Raw genomic sequence first — 21990 nt, 5'->3', positions numbered from 1 at the left:
AAAGATTAAAGTGTTACATTAATACCAAAGTTAAAGGTACGCGTAGCCAGCCCACCCGTCTCCGGGTCTCCATATTCCCATCCGCTGATTGTACATACATTCTTACAGCTTGCCGTTACACGGATACGGTCTACCATGAACTTGCGGGTCCATTTCTTCGGAATGGTATAACCGATAGTGATGTCATCCAAACGGACAAAGCTACGATTATATACCTTATTTACTCCTCCAGACAATCCGGTGTTAGGTCCTGTAGCTTCCAAACGGCAATAGTCATTGGTCGGATTTTCGGGAGTCCAGTATTCCTTTTCCGGCAAATTGAATGCATTGATGATTTGCGAACCACCGTTATCGATATTCAGCCAATAACCGTTCGAACTCTTGTGTCCCATGTACGAATAGAACGAAATAGAGAGAGTCAAGTCTTTCCACAAGGTAAAGTCGTTGCGGAAATTCCAGTAAATAGGAGGAGTGGTGGTGCCTTGATATACTTTATCGTTATCGTTATACACCGGGATACGGGTACCGTCTTCCGCTATCTGGTCGTCTTCCGTATAGTGGTTGATTACCTTCGGGTCACCAGGCTTCTGACCAACCAAAGCAGCTGCGGCAATGTCTTCGGGCGTATTCTGCCATACACCGTCAGTCTCATAATCCCAGATGGTACCGACAGGTTGTCCGATATACCATTTGTTTGAAGTATCGTCCAGTTCGTTACCGTTTTCGTCATACGTATAATAGATGTGGTTGATCTTGTTCTTGTTGATGGAGAAGCCTACCGAGGTGTTCCAAACGAACTTGTCGTTCTCGATGTTGGTCGAATTGACGGCGATTTCGAAACCTTGGTTCTGCACTTCACCCAAGTTTGCCATAATGTCGCTAAAACCAGAGAAGTTCGGCAGACGCTGGCTCATAATCATGTCTGTAGTCTTCTTGAAATAGTAATCCATGTTAGCAGTCAGCCGACCTCCAAAAAACGAAAGGTCAAGTCCGACGTTCCATGCTTTAGTCTGTTCCCATTGCAGATTAGGAGCGGCAAGGCGGCTCATATAAAGCGGATTGACAATAACAGAATTACCATTTTGATAATACACCATTTCACCACCAGCCAAAGCCAAGTTTGCCAAGGTCCTATACCAACCTTCAGGATGATCATTGTCACTGAAATCACGGTTACCGTTTGTACCCCAAGAAAGACGGAGTTTACCCATGTCCCACCATTCTTTCGTTCCTTCCATGAATTTTTCTTCCGTAAAGATCCAGCTGGTACCTAATGAATAGAAATTACCCCATTTGTTATTTTCACCGAAACCAGAAAAACCGTCGCGGCGGAACGATCCGGTAATCATATAGCGGTCTTTAAATCCATAGAACAAACGTCCTAAATAGGAAGCTGCCGAGTAGTGATAGTCGTTTGTACTAAAATTACTTTGTTCTTTATTGGCACCTGAAGTATAGTGGAAACCAAGTGCATCGGTCGGTGTGATGTTACGGGCTTCGATGCGGTCTTGCCAATATTTGTGATCTTCGGCTTCTTGCACCAACGTCAAAGTGAAATGATGGTCACCGAACGTCTTGTCCCACGTCAAGGTATTGTTCAGGTTCCAGTCGAAATTTTTACTCCATTCACGGTCTACGCCCCGGCTGGAAGCTGAAGCATCGGGCAGGTCTGCCGACATCCAGTAACGGTTATAGAACCATTGGTAGCGAGGTGAAATATTAAACTGGTAAGTAATGCCGAACGGCAAGGTTACTTTGGCATTGAAGATGGTGTTCAATACCGTATAGCCTTTTTCCAAATCATAATATTGGCGATAATGGTAATAGTTGTATCCCCCGTTCATGGCAACTCCCGACATAGGGTATTGCTCGTAACCGCCTTCTTCGTCATACATCGAAGCGTATGGAGAGTTGCGAAGCATGTTGCTATCCCAATAATCGCTGCCTAAAGATACTTGGATATCACCGTCCGAACGGTCTTGGAAATTGACGTTGGCACCGATTTCCAGCCAATCGGTAATCTTGGCGTTTACTTTCATGTTGGCACGGTAGGCATTGTAGTCATTGCCTTGTACGGCACCTTCATTTTTCATATATCCAAGCGACATATAATAATTCACCTTTTCGGTAGCCCCCGAAATGCTGGCATTATAATCCTGGTTCAAACCGGTGCGGAACGTAGCGTCATTCCAGTCGGTTACCCTCCCTGCCAAAAAATTCTGATATGCCAAAGGAGCGATATCCAGACCTAAGCGGCGTGCATACAGGCTCAGAACAGAACCATTGTCTACCTCTGAAAATCCGAATCCGGCTGTTCCCGTATTGCTTGCCCATGCATTTTGGTCTGCTGAACTCAGACCCATCGGATTATCAAAATATCCTGCCGGATAAGCCAGGTTGCCATTTCCGTCTTTAGCTTGGTAATAACCGTATAGTCCGTCTTCACCTTGTCCATAGGTATAATACATCTTATACCAGTCCTCACGGTATTTCATGTAACCGGCAGCGTCGTAATAGTCACGGTAAGCCGATTTGTTATTTACGGCAAGATTGGCACTGACATTGATAACCGGCTTGCCTACTTTACCTTTTTTAGTCGTAATGATAATAACGCCGGCAGCTGCTTTTGCACCGTAGATGGCAGCCGAAGAAGCGTCTTTCAGAACATCAATCTGACCGATATCATCCGGATTGATTTCCGATAGTTCACCGAAGAAAGGCATGCCGTCCAATACAATCATCGGGCTGGCATTCGTTCCCAATGAGTTCTGACCACGCAACTGGATACTTGGGCTGCTCTTGGCAGAAGCATCATAGCCAATTTGCAGACCCGGCGTGCCGCGCAATACATCCTGCACGGTAGAAGGATTCTGGTCGGCAAGCTTGGTCGGATTAATTTGCACCACCGAACCGGTCAAGTCTTTCTTGCGCATCGAACCGTAACCTACTACCACCACTTCTTCCAGCGTTTCAGAGTCTTCCTGCAACGTGATTTGAAGTGTTTTGCCCGGAACAGCCTCTACGGTCTGTGTCTTGTATCCTATAAAAGATATTTCCAATACAGCGCCGCTTTTTACTTTTAAAGTAAACTTTCCGTCCAAATCGGTAATGATACCATTATTTGTACCTTTTTCTACTACACTTGCACCGATGACAGCTTCTCCTGTTGCATCCCGAACGATACCGCTCACTTCGTTCGTTTGCTGTTGGCTTACGGCAGCAGCCGGTTCAGCCATTGCCGTCAAAGGATGACCAGCAATAAAACCTGCACACACCAGTAAAGCAAACAAGGCTTTTCGATTGTTGATAAACGAATCTCCCATTTGTTTTTCAGATTTAAGTTAAACATATTTATTATATAAATACTTATCCCATCAAGTGTTTTTACTTAATCGAATGGTGCAAATATAATAGTTTAATTTAAAAAATAAAATAGAAAAATTAGTCAAAAAAGAAAGAAATTCATCAATATCGCTTTTTAGAAGCTCACCTGAAAAAACTGCATACAAGTCTTACAAGCAATAATAAGCATAAAAACTAAGCATAAATAGTAAAGAACTAAGCATTCTTGATGGAAAAACTGTAAATGCCGAATTAATGCACTATTCAGCCGATATATATATCTTTGATACATATCCACAGAAAACGAAGATATACTGCATTAGTTTGCGATATATACTTACTTGGTAAGAGTACTATTGCATTTTTTATGCTGCCCTATTGACAAATCATTAGCGATACAGAAATATATCTACAGAAAGGGCTCATGATTATATCTCTACATTTTAATTTTCTTAACTACATTCCACCCATTGAGAAAGAAGTCAATTCTATAATTAGCGAAGCATATTGTTTGCACATATTTATATTTGTATAATTCTTTAGATAGGTTTTTCTTGCGTGATTGCGTTTACTTTTAATAGCTTCTACAGTTATTGGCTTTATAGTATTGGAAACAATAAAGGCGTTATCTGGATGGAACATGTCTCTTACTCCATAAGCAGATGTAGCTATAACAGGTATTCCATGCATCAAAAATTCAATGCCAACGTAACTACATTGCTCATGATAAGAGGGGAATAAACCTAATTGAGTAATAGAGTAAAGTTCTAACATTTCCGAACGTTTTTTAAACCCTAATGGTATAACAGATTTAGTCATCTTTGGAGAAATCCATTGGTATATATCGCTCGAACCAGCATATATTAGTTTATAATTGAGTGAAGGGGCTATTTGATCTAATAGTTTTTCAATTTTATTTGCTCCTTTTGAATACGTTAGGCGACCTACAAGTAGTATGAGCAATTCAGTTTTAGGCAAACCGTATTTTTTTCGTATAGCATAACTTTTTTTTTCTTGATATTGCATCGAATAATCTTTCATGCCATTAGCAATTAATCTCACTTTTTTTGAAGGAATTTCATAAAAGTCAGTTATTAATTGATAAGTTGATTGACAGAGGCTTATTATCATATCTATTTCTCTGAAAGAAGTAATAATATCATAAGTACAATATCTTACAAATTTGTCTTCTTGTGGAGATAATATTTCATTTTCATCGCTTTGAATATAATTCATATAAGCAGTTTCATTTCCATTGAAGATTGTTAGCCAAGGCAAATCATGTACGATGTGCATTATTTTAGCTTTGGGGAATAACTTGCGAATTGTTTTTACGTTAAAAATAGCAGGGAAAGAATTGGATATGAATATCATGTTGTTAGTTGGCTTTATACATTCTTTCATATAATGCTCTAAAATAGAAAACCTTTTTTCTCTGATTCGAGGAAAATAAATATATGTAATATTCTCTTCTTTCTTTTTTACTAATTGTTGTTCCGGAGAATCTTCTACGATAACATGGAGATTAAGAAAATTCCATTGTTTCATTCCGTCTAAAAATTCTTTTCGGAATGTGTCATATCCAGAATAAGAAGTGTTATGCGCTTCTAATAAATATACATCAATACCATTTTTGTTATTGGCTATAAAATGCTTTGATAATGTTTTCATAAATTCAAAAATTTGATAATAAGCATAATTATTTTCTCATTTTCATTCAAAGGGTTTGGCAAATAAAATAAAGTAAGTGCCAAAGCTATTGTAATTATTAGCATAATAATAACTCCACTTATAAATAATTTATTGGGAATGGGACCAATAATCCGTCGGGTATTCTTGCTTTTTAATTCTATTTTATTCATTTAATTGAAGCTGTTTTTTTACTAAGGAATAATATGGGCCTTGCATTTTTATTAAATTTTCATGTGTTCCTGACTCTATAATACGTCCATGTCCTATAACGAGAATGTTATCAGCGTCCATAACTGTACTTAAGCGATGGGCTATAATAACTACAGTCTTGTCTTTAAAAAAGGTTTTAAGATTCTCTACTATCTTGTGTTCATTTACTGTATCCAAAGAATTTGTAGCTTCATCTAAAAAAATATAGTCAGGATTACGATAAATGGCACGTGCAATTAATATGCGTTGCTTCTGACCTTGGCTGATACCAATTCCGTTGCGTCCTATCACTGTTTCAAATTTTAGTGGCAATGATTGAATAAAATCATATATACAAGCCATTTTGGCAGCCTTCACCAGTTGTTGGGTATCAATCTCTCCATCGTTTACTGCTATATTGCGAGCTATTGATTCAGAAAATATAACCCCATCTTGCATTACAATCCCACATCGTTTGCGCCAGTATTTTAAATTCACTTTTTTTAACTCGCTTCCTTCTATATAAATTTGTCCTTCATAATGCAGATAATAACCTAACATTAATTTTAGTAAAGTCGTTTTTCCGCTACCGGACAAGCCTACTATAGCCGTAACCTTTTGAGCTGGAAATATTGCATTTATGTTATCTAATGTTTTTGTGCTGGCACATTTGTCATATTTGAAATTTAATTGAGAAAGTACGATACCTTGTTTGAAAAAGGTTCCATCTAAAATTACTTTAGAAACATTATCTTCGTCAGGTTTTTCTTGAATTTCATTTATTCGTTCTAAAGATAATTTTAAATCTTGAAAAGAATAGATGAAACCAATAAATTGAATCACAGGTGAATTTAACTGACCGATAATATATTGAATAGCTAACATCGATCCTAATGATAGCTTCCCTTCTATGACTGCATTGGCTGACATAATTGTTATAAAAATGTTTGTCAGTTCATTTAGAAAAATACTTCCTGCTTCTTGCGTTTGTTGTAATTTGAGTGATTTTAATTGAAGTTCAAATAATTCCGTCTGAATATCTTCCCATAGCCAGCATCTGCGTTGGCAGCAATCTTGTAATTTAGTTTCTTGTAGAGTGTTTAGAAATTCAAACGTATTATTCTGTTTTTCAACTTGTTTTTCAAATAATGCAATGTCTAACATTTTCCTTCTTTTTAGAAATAGCATAATCCATCCGGCATAAAATGATGTACTGATTATAAAAATGAGGAATATTAATTTATTATAGACTAAAAGAACGAAGCCAAATACCAAGAAACTGAGAATCGTAAATAAAATGCTTAATACTTTTTCTGTTAAAAATGTTTGGATGCGTGAATTATCAGACATGCGTTGTACTAAGTCACCGATATGCTTCACCTCAAAAAAGGCCATAGGCAAACGTAATAGTTTAATAAAAAAATCGCTGATTAAGGATATATTTACTCGAATAGAAATGTGGGTCAACAACCAACGCCGTATAAAATCTGTTGCCGTCTTCCCTATAACAATAGCTAATTCTCCTAATAAGACAAGCCAAATAAAATGAAGGTTATGGTTTTTTATGCCGACATCAACAATACATTGGGTAAGGAATGGCATAAGAAGCTGCAATATACAGCCTAAAAACAAACCGGCTACAATTAACCCCAAATGCTTTTTGTAACGGGACAAGTATCCTGTAATCACCTTAAACGGATTTTTGTTCTCATCCTTTCTTATTCGGGATGTCTTAACAAATTTTTGAGTCGGTTGAAATGTTAAAGCTATACCTTGTTCAAAGCCATTTTTTACGGATGAAATCCAGTGCTCTTTAAATGTTTCAGTATTATATACTAACAGTCCTTTCCCGGGATCTGCGACATAAAACCGATTCCGTTTCGTTTTATATAAAACAACGAAATGGTTTTGATTCCAATATAAAATACAAGGAGATCCTATCTCACAAATCTGGTTAACTGTAAACCGTGCCGCACGGGTATGGAAACCTAAATCTTGCCCTCCCTCGGAAATGCCTAATAAAGAAACGCCACGTTTGCTTATTGGACAAAATGCTTCAGTTTCTTCCAACGACAACACTTTTCCATAATAACAGCAAATCATGGCAAGGCATGCAGCCCCGCATTGCATAGAATCGTGTTGCCGTATAAGATGAAACTTCTGAAACATGACCTGTCTTTTCCTTTATTTTTTTCCTTTCGGCTGGCTATTGAACCGCCATTGCGCATGGAACATCACGTAACGGGGCAATACCGTACGGTAGGTCTCTGTCCTTGCCTGTGCATTGATGGTATAGGACACGTTGCTTAAGTCGTGCAAGATGTCATAACCGTCCAACATCAGCAGCAGCTTGCCTTTCAAGGCACGGTAAGTCAGGCGGGCGTTCCATACGAAGTTGTCGGTATTGAGCCGTGCGTCGGTATACCCTCTCCGGTTGTAAACCGTAAAATCCGTAGCTAATTGGAAGTTGGCTGGAAGTTCGAATACGGCATTCAGTCCCGACTGTACCGTCCAAGTGTTCTGTTGCGAGAAGTCTGTCCGGTTGGAGGTGAAACGGTCGTGCTGGGCAGTTACGTTCAATCCTATTTGATGTTTGCCGAAACGGTATTCCGCCCTGAACTCATCGGAAAAGTTCCAATTGTAGATTTTGCTTCGCGTTAGCTGGGGAGAGTCTTGCCCTACCAGGTCAACATTGGTGGTGTGCAAGGCAGCAAACAGGTTGCTTATAAGCCCCCCCCCTATGGGTTGTCCATAGGCGATTCTGCCTCCCGCACTCCAGTTTCCGTTCACATTGTAATAGCTTGCTTCGCGGATACCCGTGCGGGTGTCGTATGTATAACCTTGCGACAAGGCGTTGGACAATACCGAGTAGCGTCCTTCTATCGCCATACGGCTTCTTGTTTCCCTGTTTGTCAATCGGTATTGGAGGCGGGTGTTGAACTGCAGTGCGTTCTTCAGGTCCGGATTCCCTTTCGTGATGTAGAGCGGGTCTGTATCATCCGTAAAGTTGACCATCGTCACCAAGTCCGGCGTTTGGCTTTTCAGTCCCCATGACCAAATAAGCCTGTGGTTGCCCTTACGCCAGTCGAATAATGCTTCTCCGATATCGAATACGACTGATTTGCGGGTGAAAGCCGTATCCGTCCTTCCTCGTTCGTAATCTAATTGTTGTTGTTTGAGCGTGACAGGCAAATTATATTGGATATGGAGGTTTTGCGTAGCATAGCTGTATCCTACGGTTATCCGGTGGTTGTTGTCCGTTTCCCGGCGCAGGTAGCTGTTGTTCCGGTCCAAGGAAGCTTCGTAATCGAATACGGAGGGCATTTTCCCGAACAGGAAGTCGTCTGCCGATTCAAGCGATTCCAATAAGAAGAGGTCGGAAGCCGCCTTTTGATAGAGATGGTCGTAGCGGTACGAAAGGGTCAATACCATGCTTCTTGCCAATGTCCGCGAATAGCTGACTTCCGCCGCTAAGTTGGAATTGAAATCGGGATTGTTCTTGAAGTACCGGTTGACAGTTTGCGCAGGAACGGCATCTTGTCCGTAATTGATTTCATACCGGTTGAAACGCTCGTCATGACGGTTATTATATTTCCCTATCAAATTTACCACCAGCAAGTCATTAGTTCCGGGCATCCGGATGCCTTGCCAAAGATTCATTCCTGTGGATAAAGCATGCCCGTCCTGCCTATTCAACGTCAGGTTACGGTTTATCAAGCTTTTTAATGCACCGTTACTGTTTCCATCGTAGATGTGCCGGACGAAATCGGTTGTTACGTTATTAAACGATTCGTTGAAAGTGGCGTTGATGTCTTCGCTGTAATTGTCCCAGTTCCGGTAGTTGAAGAACGGTTCGGCGGCAATACCGTATCCCTTGGGTGTTTTATAATAGATTTTGTGTTTGGTGTTCAGTGACCACGATTTGTTCCGCGAGCGGTTGAACTGGTAATCATACGTAGAGCCTGTCACCAGGTAGTTGTTGCGTACCACGTCTGTACCGTCTGTTTCGCGGGCTGTCTCACCATTGATGTTTCCGTTCAGCTCCCAACGGTTGTCTAACGTCTTTACATTGTAATCAAAGCCCCCTGATATGGTTTTTCTTACTCCGGTAGGCATTTTCTCGGGAGTCCAAGAAGTTTGTTGTCCGGGTTTGCGGCTATCGTTCAGGTTATTGATATTGAAATAAGCTGCATACTGCCCTTTGGGTGTGAACATCATGGCGAAAAGTCTGCCCAAATAACGGTCTTCACTTCCATAACCTCCTTCTATGTTTATCGAACTCCCTGCCATGAATTCCTTTTTCAGCTTCACGTCCATCACATATTGGCTGTCTCCTAAATCCGCTCCAGCCAATTCGCTTGCCATGCCCCGTTTGTTGTACACTTCAATGTTCTTTACAGTGTAAGCGGCTAAGTTCTGGAGCATCAGTTGCTTGTTGTTATCAAAGAACCGTCTGCCGTTCAGCAGCAGTTCGTCTACGTATTTGCCGCCCACGTAAATGCCTCCGTCATCTTTCAGTTCCACACCGGGCATTTGTTGAATCAGTGCATCGAGCATGCTGCCTTCCGCTAACTTGAAGGCATCGGCATTATATACCAAGGTGTCTCCTTTGTTATAGAATTTCACTTTCGAGGCTTTCACCGTCACTTCATCCAATTGTTTGGAAGCCGTAGCAAGGTAAATTGTTCCCAATTGGAACAGGTATTCACGTTTGCCGAGCTGGGTCAGATCCACATTCATGAAGGCAGGTTCGTACCCGATGGAGCTGACGGCAAAAATGTATTTCCCTTCTTCCCTCGGCAAATCGATGCTGAACTCTCCCGTATATCTTTTTTGATTGTCGGATCCGGTAATGTATTCATCGTATATATATTTGTCGGCACTCGCTAGGGCGACAATCGTGCTGTCGGCAACTTCTAAAACCCTGATTGTAGCAAAAGGAACAGGATTATGAAAGCCTTGGCTTTCCAATACTTTCCCTGTAACCGTTATATTGTCTTTAGCAAAGACCAACGAGGGAAGAAGAAAAAACAAAATGCATAGCTTCCACTTCATTAGAAAATGATATTCGACAACATGCTTCATGGCAAATAAATACTTAAAAACATTTCTATTGTTGAGCTTTTATTGCATAGTGCATCATTAAAAAATCCTCTATGTGTTCTTTAAACAAGGAACATGTATCTTGCTGACGGTCTTCTTTCTCATTCTGTATCCGTCTGTTTGGGCAGCCGCCATCGCATACTGGAAAAAACGTACACGCATTGCATTGAGGGGAGTTTAAATAATCCGCCTCAACCAAGTATTCATACAGCACGGTTTCATGGGTCATCCGTCCGTCAATATAGCCATAACTGCGATTGAAATCACCCACATCATTCCAGCATTTGTAAAGTTCACCTAAGGGACCGATAACAATGGCATTCAGATTTCTGACGGCACATGTATGTGTAAAATTGGAAGGATAAAAAAGATGGCTGCAATAACCGTGGTCTTGATAGGCTGTTTTTAGAAAAGCAGCCATGGCATCGCTGTCATATACGCAATGGTTTCTATCTTCTTTCGAAGGGACTTCGTTTACAAATCCCGGATATACGGAGACATTCGGATAATTCTTAGTACGGAAATAAGCAAGGACATCGAAAAATTCGTTGCTATTTGTACGGTCAATGTTGACCCGGATGCTGATAGCTGTTTGAGGCGAGCGCTTTTGAGCCTCTTCTATGTTTTTGAGGATAGTTTGATAAGTAGGACCTCCGTCTTTCCTGCATCGACGGGCATTATGGGTCTGTTCTGTTCCATCAATGGTTATTTGAATAGATTTGATTTTAAGCTTTTCCAATAAACTTATTTTTTCTGGCGTCAATAAATATCCATTGGTAATCATGCCTGCGCTATATTTTATGCCTAAATTCAGAATCCGTTGAGAAAGTGATTTTATTCTGTCGAATGCTAAGAGCGGTTCACCGCCGAACCATGTAACGTGCAGTTGGGTTACAGATTTGTGTGTTTGAATAAATGTAAGAATGGCGTCTTCCACTTGGTCATTCATGAATATGTTTGAGTGTGTTGCCTCAAAGCAATAGGGACAAGCAAAATTGCAGGCTAAAGTCGGATTTATGGTTAATAGTAGTTTATGAGGATTATACCTTTGTAATAATCGGTTCGATTTGATTTTGTTGATTTCTAACCGGTCATCCACATCAATTACTTTCATTTTACGCAATTGATTGCTGATTTCTTCATCTAAAGTCATTAGAAACCCATTACCTCTTTGGGCGGAGAGAAGTACTTCATATACGCTCTTGTCTAATTCTGCAAAACTATTGGATAACGGAGCATAAAGGAAGTAATTCCCTTCTTTTTCAAAGAGGTAATGGTATTTGGATAATTTCAAAGGCATTGGCAGATAGATTGTTGGTTAAAAAGTGTATAAGCCACAAAAATTTACGTTTCTGCCATCCTGACATATACCATTATGGAATGAAGTGCATGTGTCACTCCACCATCCATCTTCATAAGTCCCGCAATTCCATCCTCCTAATGCTTCTTCTAGTTCCGCACGTAAAAGTTCCTCACTCTTAGGTTCTTCAATCAGTTGAATTTTCTTTAATTTTTTCTTTTCCATGGCTATATAGTTAAAGTTATATTGCAAAAATAGTTTTTTATTTATAACTTGTCATTGCAAATGTATACTTTTATTGATTGTTAACAGTTTGAGCTTATGAACAGATGGTTACATATACAAAGAATCTAAATAGACATTATAGGAAATGAATGTCCGCATTCATCCAATACATACCCCTAAAAAATGAATATGAATGTCCGCATTTCAACAATAAGGAGTTATTTCAGGGAGTTAAAGGGAGTTAGAAGCCAATACTTTTACTAATGGAAACCATAGCAGGACTATTGGCGTTTAACTCCTGTGAGCGAAGCGGGCATAACTCCTTTTAACTCCTTTCCATCCATTGGGATGTTTGCGGATATTCAAAAAATGAATATATACTGCATCCGCAGTTGAATATATACTGCATTCGCGGTTGAATATATACTGCATCCGCCTACGAATATATACTGCATCGGCAAACGCAGTACTACTGCATTTTCAACTCAGTCGAATTGGCTAATTGCGGACATTCATTTTATAGGATATCATAAAATTCGTCTGATTCACGTTTGACAGGATGAAATAATTTGTTCTGAATATTTAATAACGCATCATATTTAAAGTTCGGTTTATGACGCATTGTCCCTAAATGAAATGGTGCTTCAGGACAAGCGTCAACGTAATAAAACCGTTCTTCGTATCCTCTTAATGTGAATTGACCTTTTCCTCCAAAATCCAAGAGAGAAAAGCCTGAATAAAGTAATGCGGTAGGAAGCAAAAGCTCATAGTGTCCGCAATTGCCGGATTTTTGAAAAGAATGCATAAAACATAAGGCTTGTCTTGATATGCGGTAGATAGGATTGAAAGAGCGGATTCGTTTTTGCAAAGGGACATGCAGGGTTGTTCCTTGATAACTATTCCACCAATACCAATTGGGATTTTCGTTGAAATATTCAATGTGGCTGGCAATGAAATCAGCTTTCTTATTATAAAATGCGTCAAATAGCAATCGCCAGTTCCCAGTAAATTCTACATCATATTCGATATTCCAATAATATTCATAATGAGGGTGAAGGCGGTAAAACCATAAAAGGGCGAAGTGGCTGCTTCCAGGAACGAGTGTTTCGCATAGTGGATTATATTCCAGTCCGTTAAGGTCTTCTACTGAAAATGACAAGTAAGCGATGTCTTTATTTTCAAAAAAAGGCATTTGTTCGTTTTCCCAATTTAGTAAAATAAATGTATCTCCATAATCAGCAAAAGCTTGTTTTAGGCGGAAATATTTTTCTATCAGAAAATTGTCTATCCAGTGAGCTGAAAGTAATAAAACATATTTTTTCATATCCGTTCAAAAAGCATTATCGTATGTTTTAACCACCAAGAATCGGCATATTTTCTGAGATAGTTACTGACTGGGGTGTTTACTGCGAACCCTTGTTCTTTCATTTTATTTATGATGTATGAATTAGGACGGCAATTAACGTGTCCATCACCAGTTTGTCCTTCTATTGCCCAACTCAATAGAACATAACGAACAGCATTTCGTGTAAGATTGGTTAAATAAATATCTTCCCATTGAGCTGGAATATGTTCTCCCACTTCCAAGCTAAAGATTAAATCAAAAGGCTCTTCTGCCTCCAATTCATCTGTAAGGTCAACGCATTGGCAGTAGAATCCGTTTCCAAAAAGCGGTGCTGACATTTCTTCTACATTGGGATTGCCATCGTAACCGTTTGCATCATATCCGTTGCGCCGGAATAAAGCGACATACCAACCTGGTCCACAACCCAAGTCGGCTATAGTCTTCACATTCATGAAAGGCAGCAACTTTATCAATCCTTTAGCTAAGCCGTTGTCATAATAGTGTCCGGCGTAACTCGCGCTTTGCCAGTACCCGTGAGTTGTAATAGAAACAGTATCTTTTGTTTGAATATATTTTTTTATAAGGAATATGAGTTGTGCAGAAATCTGCCAATCAAACTTTCGGGCAAACAGGCAATCAGTAGTAACGATATTCCACCAATCCCGTTCTGTTAATATTGTTGGTGAAGAAAAATTTTGTACCCAAGATATATATCGCAAACTGTCATTTTTAACAGAAGCAGCAAAAGATGAGTTCAAAATAAGCGTGTGAAAATAAACTTCATCTGGAGCAAAAGTGTATTTCAAGCGATTATAAAAAGATTTATATTGTTGTTGATTATGAATAATATAAGCAGCACATTCTCCGGTAAGTGACATCCAATTTGAACCTCCGTATAGTTTGTCAAATTGATCGGGAATCCTTCGTTTCATGCCTGATTTGTGTTGCCAACAAATTAAGTTATCAATCAGTTTACATCCACAAAGTGTTTGATAATCTATCCAGTCATTTAAATAGTAATATTGGAAACGTTTATATGTACCTTGCTCCCATTGCTTGTAGGGCAAGTCTACATATTCAATAAATTCTTTTCCTTTGTGTTCTTCAAAGAATTTTTTAATATGATTTAAATTCTTGATTGGATAATCTTGACCGCTTAAAAAGTGTACATAATCATATTGCTGTCCGCTTTTTACAATTTCGTTCAACAAAAAAAGTTCAGTTTTTAAGATGCTGAAACCACCCCAACGGATTTTATATTTACTATAAAAACGCACTTTACTTTTAATCGTTTTCAACCATATCCATTTTCCCGGCTCTATTTTAGCTTTCCGGTCAAGATGTATATAGCAGTCAAAGTCTTCGTCAAAGAAACGCAGCAGATGTTCTACTTGTTTCGGTTCTGTATGGCAAAGTATCAACAAAGCGTGTTTCATAATTATTTATGTTTAGTTTCATTAGTCCATGCCCATGTTTGGATATAAGAGCGTAACTCATTTGGCATCATAGCGCATATACGGATATATTCCCGTTTGGTGCCCATCGCTAAATTTTGTTCAAAGTCGCCGCTATTTATTCCTCTCGTGTGGTACAGATGATAAAGTGGACCTGCAATTCGTATGGGTCGCTTGCCTAAAATTTCTAACCTATGATACCGTTCTACATCTTCTGGTCCCCAGCCGGCAAAATGTTCATTCTCTCCTCCACATGACCAATAAGCCTCTATATTAACTAAAAAGGCTCCGCCAACTGAATGATAACCTGCCATATAGATCCGAGGCATATAATCACTTTGAAAGATTTCAATCTGTTTCTTTTCATGAAATAACTTTGTATAGGCATAATTGACTTGCCAAAAACACCCATCATAAGGATATACCATGACGCTTTCATGTTTTAATAAGTAATCATAAGCTTGTTGCAATTGATTGACAGGTGAAATTGCGTCAGTGTCCCAAATTGCTGCAAAAGGTGTCATGGCAGTACGCAGCATTTGATTGATGTAATGCGTTCGGTGAAAAATGGGATTTGTATCAGATACGAACATATAATGTAATCCATCTATGGGTGGTAAAGATTTTATGTGTTGTTTGCTGTCTGCTTCCAATATAAGATAGTTTGTTCGAATATAGCGGGAATAGAATGATAAGATGCTTGTTAAATTCTGCAATCGATAGGTTGAGTCAATGCGTACTGGAATGCAAAATGTTAAAAATGACATATCAATCAATTCGCACTTTTTGCCTGATTCCTTTGAAGAGTCTTGTTTCTCAATTATGTTTTCTCCTAAGGTAATAATCTTTAAATTTGTTTGTTGAAACAATGTCTGTTTTCTACAGTTATCAGGTTTTTCATTGAGTAATAAGCCATATCCCCAACCTAAAAGCGTAGTCAATGGCAACTCTTGATTAGTAATTAAACAAGAAGTGGCTTGAATAAAATTGGGGTGTTGGGAAACAATACTGCGTAGTGTATTATGGAAAAGTTGTGGTTTCGCGTATAGTAAGCTATAAAAGCCTATTTCTCCTATGAATTTAAATGATTCTATAGGATTCATTAAAGGTATATGTGACGTTTTCCCCTCATTATGAAGAAAATGAAAAATGGTTTTATGATGTATAGGTATATCTATAAGTTGAGCATATCTTTTTTCAATTATTGTCAATAGACTCAATGCTTTATAGGTGGAGATTTTTTTGTGAATACATTCTTGTAAAAAGTACTGCAAAGAATGTAACATAGGAAGAGATAATTCTTCGGGTGTATAAGCATAATCTATGCTTTGGGTAAGTAGGCGTTCGCATTCATCGACTAAATTGATGAGTTTTTCACACACATAATAATTTTCGAGAGAATCTTCTGTTGAAAGTTTCATTTGTAAGAAGATTCCGACCGAGAATAATTTGTCATTGATAACGGGTATTGGTGAAGCAAAATACCGCATGTTAAATTCTTTATAAATGCTGTTTACAATTCCACTAGAAGTAATAGCCCAATTATCTATAATCTCTTTCCGATTAAGATATAGTAGTGCCCACGCCAATCCTAATTTCCCCTCAAGAAGAGTATCAGAAGATATTTTTTTATCATTAATAAGTAATTCTAATATTTTCTCAGCCAAATTGCGTGCATGCAAGTTATGGAAATACTCTGAATAGAGTGCCAAAAATAAAGCTAATCCTACTTTGCCATTTTTTAATCCGAAGGGCAGGGACTCTAATTTTAAGTTTGATAATTTTTTGTAAATAATATCAGCTAATTGATTTTGTATAAGCATTTACTGAGAGTTTGTTTTAATTTAATTAGAAAATAATATTATAAGCTTTTATAAATGTTAGAATCAGTGCACAACCATAATGATGTTATGTCATTAATGCTTTTTAAACTAAAAAGTAATAACATCGTATTTATCTGATATGACTGAAAAACGATGGCAAGTTACGAAAAAGATTCTAACTAAGCAAAAACTGAAATGAAAAACATTCGATAAGGTCAGGTGATTTTTGGTGATTTTTGGTGGGGCAGCGAAGGCGTATAGCTGTGGCTGTCGCTTTGCGTATGCGAGATGATATAGTCCGGATTGCCGGCATCGTACATACGGCTGCGGCTGTCACCATAAGGGACATTGTATAACGAATTGTGGAATGCTACATTCAGGGTATAATTGTCCACATCGTACAGGTTATAAGTAAGGTCGATGTTATGCCATGCGTTTCTATAGGGTGCATACAGCCCCTCCTTAATGCGATGGATAACCCTGTCTCCTAAATAGAAAGATTCATCGGTATCGAAATAAGATTTCTTTGCATCTCGGAATGTACTGGAATAATAGACCCCCCATTGCGATTTCTTATGATTGAGCTTAAGGCTGAATGTGGGGTCTAAATGAAGCTGGTAAGGGCACGACATGATTTTGGCATACACTGTGCCGCCTATCTCCCTTCTTTTTACAATCAGGTCTACTACCATACCTATACCCGTGTCGCCATACCTCATGCCGGGATTATCTACCACCTCAATGCGCTTGATGTCTTCTGCAGGAATGGCAAGGTATTCGGCTTGGGTCGCTTTTACTCCATTGATACGGATTTGTACGGAACCCCCATCCGTCTCCAAAGCCTTATTGAACTGATTGACATGCAAACGGGGAATCATCAGGTTGGCTATCAGGTCATAAGGGTCATACGAATGTTTTACGGCATCAGCCGAAGGATATACTACCATGCGGTCTATCTTCCGCACGATGGAATTGGCTTCTACCGCTACTTCATCCAATGCGGCAGCTTCCGGAACCAATTCTATAATGCCCATGTCCAGCTTGTCTTTCAATCCCTTGAGCGCCACATAAGCCGGGGCGTAACCGATGCAAGACACTTTCAGAAAATAATCGCCTCCGGCTATATCCTTTAATTGGAATTTCCCTTTCAGGTCGCTTGTCGTATTGTTTACCAAGGTAGAATCTGTCCTCCACAAGGAAACGGTAGCGGAAGGTACAGGCAGTGCGGCATCGTCTTTATATTCCACCACCGTCCCCGAAATGCGGGAAACGGTTTGTGCGATTCCGTCGAGGCAGGAAACCAGCACGCTTAGTAGCATAAGCAGCATTTTCATTTTGTGTGTTTTCATAACGTATGACATTAAAAAAACACTGTCTAAAGTATGCAAAAAACCGCAATCCCTAACAAGAAATACAGTTCATTTTTTAGCAGCCGCTTAAAATTGACGAATTTTTATCGGTGTGTGACCGATTTTTCTATCACGTGTGACATTTCTGTGAAGATAGCGATTCATTTATGCGAACCTCCTTTTCTGCTTTTGAATGTCGCTCGATTATACTATATGCAGAGAAAAAAGAAAATAAAACAGGGTTAACCCTGTGCATGAATAGTAATAATACGAGTCAACCCATACTGCGAATAAGGTATAAAGTAGTCAACCTTTTCTACAAAGCTACATTGACTTTTCTACAAAGCTACACTGCATGTCCAGTCCCAATAGCATAGGACTACTGTCTTACAGTGTCAGGACTGCAGTCCTAGTAGATATAGGACTGCAGTCCTTGCCTATTAGGATTATGCGAGGACTGGGAAGCAAAGGACTACGAAGCCTGTTGCATTCCTGTTTCCTATTTATTTTATTTTGAATTTCTACAAAAAGTTGTTCTTGGCTTGATGTATCCGTTTTCGTGTGTGCTTTGGGCGATAAATTCAAGACAGTTAATGGCAGAGTTCCGGCTGGAAGATTAGCCTTGTGTCTTCCAGTCGTCAATGGTTCCGGTCTGCGAGGAAAAACTGGCACCTATTTTATATATAGGCCGCCTGTCGGAAGCATACGGACGGGCATAGCCTTTTTCTTCGATTTGGCGTAATGACTCATCTGCCGAACCGTCCAACTTGAATTCGAAAATATAGACGTAATCGGGTGTCTCTACGATGCAGTCCACCCGTCCTTCGCTCTGTTCCTTTTCGGTATAGACCGTGTAGACGCTGACCAGGCGGAATATCAGGTAGAACGTATAGTGGAAATAACGCTCCCTTTCCCTCTCGTCCTGTTTGCGACGCATGGTGTAGGGAATGTCGGCAAGGAAGGAGGTGAACAGCTTATGCAGCTTGTCTGTATCACCTTCCTCCAGCGCATCGATAAGGTCTTGTATCCAACTATTTACATTTTCCCGTTGGGGCTTGAAATAGTCGGAAGCCACCAGAGATACAAATCCTTTCTTCACTTCATTGTTGGGGAAGTCGAGCAGGAATGTGCCTCGGCGTGGTTTATAGTCCTTAATGGTAAGGTATCCGCTCTGGTAAATCATCGGCAACGGTTTTTCTACGTTTGCCTTGTAGTCGACAAACTCCTGCGGGTCGTAATATTTTCCGGTCAGTTCATCCAGGTTCTCATCGGTATGCGCAAGCAGGCGGATTAGGTATGAAGGCGTACCGCTACGGAACCAGTAATCACGGATAGAGCCGGAAGCAAAAGCATTGAGCAGGCTGAAAGGATTGTAGACATCGGTCATCTTTTCACTGAAATGGTATCCGTCGTACTGGCGTTTGAGCAGACCGGTCATCTCTTCCTTGGATATGCCTTCCCTGTCTGCCATATCACTTATCGGACCGGCAAAGTAGTGTTCCAGTTCTTCCTGGGTGATACCGCACAGGGCTTCGTACCGCCTGTCCATGCTGATGTCGGCAGGCTGGTTGAAACCGCTGAACACGCTTACCTGCGAGAACTTGGTAACTCCGGTGAGCAAGACGAACTGCAGGTCATCGTCCGCAGCCTTGAATACCGAATAGAATCCTTTCAGCACTTCCCGGTTCCGGTCCTCCAGCAACATTTCCTCCTGTTCTCCCTTAATGCCCGTATCAAGCACGTCCAGGATAGGCTTGTCGTATTCGTCAATCAACACCACACAACGTCTACCCGATTGTTTGTGAGCCTGTTTGAGCACGTAGGCAAAGCAGTCTCCCACATCCGTCAGATAAGTGCTTTTCCCGTATTGGGCTTCCCAACCGGCAATGTATCCTTCCAGTTTCTTTTCCAACGTTCCCGGAACGGTGAAGTTGCTTCCGTTGAAGTCGATGTGGAATACGGGATATTCTTTCCATTCCGTTTCCAGTTTCTCGATGGCAAGTCCTTTGAACAGCTCTTTCTTACCTAAGAAATAATTTTTCAAAGTAGATACAAGCAGGCTTTTCCCGAACCTGCGGGGACGGCTGAGGAAATAAATCACACCTTCCTTTACCAGTTGGTAGAGTAAATCCGTTTTGTCTACATAACAGTATCCTTCTGTTATCATTTTCTCAAAGCTCTGTATGCCTATCGGGTATTTCATCATAGCGTATATTCTTATGGAATTTCTTGTTTATGGAGATTATTGAAAAAGGTATGCTGCTTGAAACGTTCGCTTTGCACTTTCCAGCCGTCAATGGCTCCGGTTTCCGATGAAAAGCTGACGCCTATTTTATATACCGGTCTTTTATCGGAAGCATACGGGCGTGCGTAGCCTTTTTCTTCTATCTGCTTTAGGGCTTCATCTGCCGAACCGTCCAGCTTAAATTCGAAGATATAGACGTAATCGGGTGTCTCTACGATGCAGTCCACCCGTCCTTCACTCTGTTCCTTTTCGGTATAGACCGTGTAGACGCTGACCAAACGGAATATCAGGTAGAACGTATAGTGGAAATAACGCTCCCTTTCCCTCTCGTCCTGCTTGCGACGCATGGTGTAGGGGATGTCGGCAAGGAAGGAGGTGAACAGCTTGTTTAATTTCTCCAATTCTCCTCTGCGCAAAGATAGGACCACATTACGCACCCAACTGCCCATTTCTTGCCGGGGCTTCAAATAATCTGAAGCAATCAATGCCACAAATCCTTTCTTGACTTCGTTGTTGGGAAAATCGAGCAGGAATGTCCCGAAATCGCGATCATAATCTTTGATGGTGAGGTATCCGCTCTGGTAAATCATCGGCAACGGTTTTTCTACATTTGCCTTATAGTCGACAAATTCCTGCGGGTCGTAATATTTTCCGGTCAGTTCATCCAGGTTCTCATCGGTATGCGCAAGCAGGCGGATTAGGTATGAAGGCGTACCGCTACGGAACCAGTAATCACGGATAGAGCCGGAAGCAAAAGCATTGAGCAGGCTGAAAGGATTGTAGACATCGGTCATCTTTTCACTGAAATGGTATCCGTCGTACTGGCGTTTGAGCAGACCGGTCATCTCTTCCTTGGATATGCCTTCCCTGTCTGCCATATCACTTATCGGACCGGCAAAGTAGTGTTCCAGTTCTTCCTGGGTGATACCGCACAGGGCTTCGTACCGCCTGTCCATGCTGATGTCGGCAGGCTGGTTGAAACCGCTGAACACGCTTACCTGCGAGAACTTGGTAACTCCGGTGAGCAAGACGAACTGCAGGTCATCGTCCGCAGCCTTGAATACCGAATAGAATCCTTTCAGCACTTCCCGGTTCCGGTCCTCCAGCAGCGTTTCCTCCTGTTCTCCCTTAATGCCCGTATCAAGCACGTCCAGGATAGGCTTGTCGTATTCGTCAATCAACACCACGCACCGTCTTCCCGATTGCTCATGGGCTTGTTTGAGCACGTAAGCAAAGCGGTCTCCCACATCCGTCAGATAAGTGCTTTTCCCGTATTGGGCTTCCCAACCGGCAATGTATCCTTCCAGTTTCTTTTCCAACGTTCCCGGAACGGTGAAATTGCTTCCGTTGAAGTCGATATGGAATACGGGATATTCCCTCCATTCCGTTTCCAGCTTCTCGATGGCAAGCCCCTTGAACAGCTCTTTCCTACCTGAGAAATAGTTCTTCAGGGTAGACACAAGCAGGCTTTTCCCGAACCGCCTCGGACGGCTGAGGAAATAAATCTTCCCTGTTGATACCAGCTGGTATATCAGGGCGGTTTTGTCTACATACGTGTAGTTGTCCTCTCTTATCTGTGCAAAGCTCTGGATGCCTATCGGGTATTTCATATCGTATGGCTTATTGGTATAGCACAAAAATAGTGAGAATATTTTAGAAACTGCTTTTAATTTCTACAAAAAGTTTTTCCTGGCTTGATGTGTTCGTTTTCGTATGCGCTTTGGACAATAAATTCGAAACTATTTCTGAATATACGCAATCAGACTAATCAGGAATTACCAAGAAGCATTTCCTGGAGACTGTTTACACCTACGGATATTCTCACGCCATGTATTTGCGCATTCTAATGGAACATTCAGGGGCAAAAAATACAGATTGCAGATTTTTCCATCTTTTTTGCTTATTTTTTTGCCTTACTTTCTC

At 40.5% G+C, this 21990-nt stretch carries 13 protein-coding genes; all 13 read right to left on the bottom strand.

Annotation, left to right across the window (positions count from 1 at the left end; genetic code table 11):
• Nucleotides 1-5: 5 nt before the first annotated feature.
• The 13 genes from B5G04_RS11320 to B5G04_RS11255 all read right to left on the bottom strand — a co-directional run bounded on the left by B5G04_RS11320 (nt 6) and on the right by B5G04_RS11255 (nt 21677).
• Entirely contained in the window at nt 6-3323 is a 3318-nt protein-coding gene (locus tag B5G04_RS11320) for a TonB-dependent receptor (protein WP_087249525.1), read from the bottom strand.
• A 475-nt stretch (nt 3324-3798) separates the two neighbouring features.
• Nucleotides 3799-5013, bottom strand: coding sequence for a glycosyltransferase (locus B5G04_RS11315; protein WP_087249523.1), 1215 nt, complete (start codon nt 5011-5013; stop codon nt 3799-3801).
• Nucleotides 5010-5204, bottom strand: coding sequence for a hypothetical protein (locus B5G04_RS11310; RefSeq protein WP_087249521.1), 195 nt, complete (start codon nt 5202-5204; stop codon nt 5010-5012). Before B5G04_RS11310 ends, B5G04_RS11315 begins: the two co-directional genes overlap by 4 nt.
• Entirely contained in the window at nt 5197-7392 is a 2196-nt protein-coding gene (locus B5G04_RS11305; RefSeq protein WP_087249519.1) for a peptidase domain-containing ABC transporter, read from the bottom strand. Before B5G04_RS11305 ends, B5G04_RS11310 begins: the two co-directional genes overlap by 8 nt.
• Nucleotides 7393-7407: 15 nt before the next feature.
• Complete coding sequence (locus tag B5G04_RS11300; protein ID WP_087249517.1) at nt 7408-10278, bottom strand: hypothetical protein; 2871 nt, start codon at nt 10276-10278, stop codon at nt 7408-7410.
• A 55-nt stretch (nt 10279-10333) separates the two neighbouring features.
• Complete coding sequence (locus B5G04_RS11295; protein ID WP_087249516.1) at nt 10334-11626, bottom strand: radical SAM protein; 1293 nt, start codon at nt 11624-11626, stop codon at nt 10334-10336.
• A gap of 18 nt (nt 11627-11644) precedes the next feature.
• Nucleotides 11645-11851: a hypothetical protein gene (locus tag B5G04_RS11290; RefSeq protein ID WP_087249514.1), complete on the bottom strand. Its 207-nt coding sequence runs from the start codon at nt 11849-11851 to the stop codon at nt 11645-11647.
• Between the two features lie 517 nt (nt 11852-12368).
• Nucleotides 12369-13175 carry a DUF3405 domain-containing protein gene (locus B5G04_RS11285; RefSeq protein ID WP_087251692.1) on the bottom strand — a complete coding sequence of 269 codons (807 nt, stop codon included), beginning with the start codon at nt 13173-13175 and terminating at the stop codon, nt 12369-12371.
• Nucleotides 13172-14632: a beta-1,6-N-acetylglucosaminyltransferase gene (locus tag B5G04_RS11280; RefSeq protein WP_087251691.1), complete on the bottom strand. Its 1461-nt coding sequence runs from the start codon at nt 14630-14632 to the stop codon at nt 13172-13174. The genes B5G04_RS11285 and B5G04_RS11280 overlap by 4 nt, the downstream gene beginning before the upstream one ends.
• Before the next feature lie 2 nt (nt 14633-14634).
• Nucleotides 14635-16473 (bottom strand): galactosyltransferase-related protein, encoded by a 1839-nt coding sequence (locus B5G04_RS11275; RefSeq protein WP_087251690.1) that lies wholly within the window; start codon nt 16471-16473, stop codon nt 14635-14637.
• 215 nt (nt 16474-16688) lie between these two features.
• Nucleotides 16689-17822 carry a TonB-dependent receptor gene (locus B5G04_RS11270; RefSeq protein WP_158100096.1) on the bottom strand — a complete coding sequence of 378 codons (1134 nt, stop codon included), beginning with the start codon at nt 17820-17822 and terminating at the stop codon, nt 16689-16691.
• A 616-nt stretch (nt 17823-18438) separates the two neighbouring features.
• Nucleotides 18439-20025 (bottom strand): ATP-binding protein, encoded by a 1587-nt coding sequence (locus B5G04_RS11260; protein WP_087397363.1) that lies wholly within the window; start codon nt 20023-20025, stop codon nt 18439-18441.
• Nucleotides 20026-20039: 14 nt separating this feature from the next.
• Complete coding sequence (locus B5G04_RS11255) at nt 20040-21677, bottom strand: ATP-binding protein (protein WP_087397361.1); 1638 nt, start codon at nt 21675-21677, stop codon at nt 20040-20042.
• Nucleotides 21678-21990: the final 313 nt, after the last annotated feature.

Source organism: Bacteroides sp. An51A (assembly GCF_002161565.1).
Classification (GTDB): domain Bacteria; phylum Bacteroidota; class Bacteroidia; order Bacteroidales; family Bacteroidaceae; genus Phocaeicola; species Phocaeicola intestinalis.
The sequence above is the reverse complement of the archived record's forward strand: the minus strand, read 5'-3'. Positions and strand labels throughout refer to the sequence as shown.

Coding starts and splice junctions, on each gene's coding strand:
- B5G04_RS11320 (WP_087249525.1), bottom strand. CDS start 3,323: ATGGGAGATTCGTTTATCAACAATCGAAAAGCCTTGTTTGCTTTACTG.
- B5G04_RS11315 (WP_087249523.1), bottom strand. CDS start 5,013: ATGAAAACATTATCAAAGCATTTTATAGCCAATAACAAAAATGGTATT.
- B5G04_RS11280 (WP_087251691.1), bottom strand. CDS start 14,632: ATGAAACACGCTTTGTTGATACTTTGCCATACAGAACCGAAACAAGTA.
- B5G04_RS11295 (WP_087249516.1), bottom strand. CDS start 11,626: ATGCCTTTGAAATTATCCAAATACCATTACCTCTTTGAAAAAGAAGGG.
- B5G04_RS11255 (WP_087397361.1), bottom strand. CDS start 21,677: ATGAAATACCCGATAGGCATCCAGAGCTTTGCACAGATAAGAGAGGAC.
- B5G04_RS11275 (WP_087251690.1), bottom strand. CDS start 16,473: ATGCTTATACAAAATCAATTAGCTGATATTATTTACAAAAAATTATCA.
- B5G04_RS11270 (WP_158100096.1), bottom strand. CDS start 17,822: ATGAAAACACACAAAATGAAAATGCTGCTTATGCTACTAAGCGTGCTG.
- B5G04_RS11290 (WP_087249514.1), bottom strand. CDS start 11,851: ATGGAAAAGAAAAAATTAAAGAAAATTCAACTGATTGAAGAACCTAAG.
- B5G04_RS11310 (WP_087249521.1), bottom strand. CDS start 5,204: ATGAATAAAATAGAATTAAAAAGCAAGAATACCCGACGGATTATTGGT.
- B5G04_RS11300 (WP_087249517.1), bottom strand. CDS start 10,278: ATGAAGTGGAAGCTATGCATTTTGTTTTTTCTTCTTCCCTCGTTGGTC.
- B5G04_RS11285 (WP_087251692.1), bottom strand. CDS start 13,175: ATGAAAAAATATGTTTTATTACTTTCAGCTCACTGGATAGACAATTTT.
- B5G04_RS11260 (WP_087397363.1), bottom strand. CDS start 20,025: ATGAAATACCCGATAGGCATACAGAGCTTTGAGAAAATGATAACAGAA.
- B5G04_RS11305 (WP_087249519.1), bottom strand. CDS start 7,392: ATGTTTCAGAAGTTTCATCTTATACGGCAACACGATTCTATGCAATGC.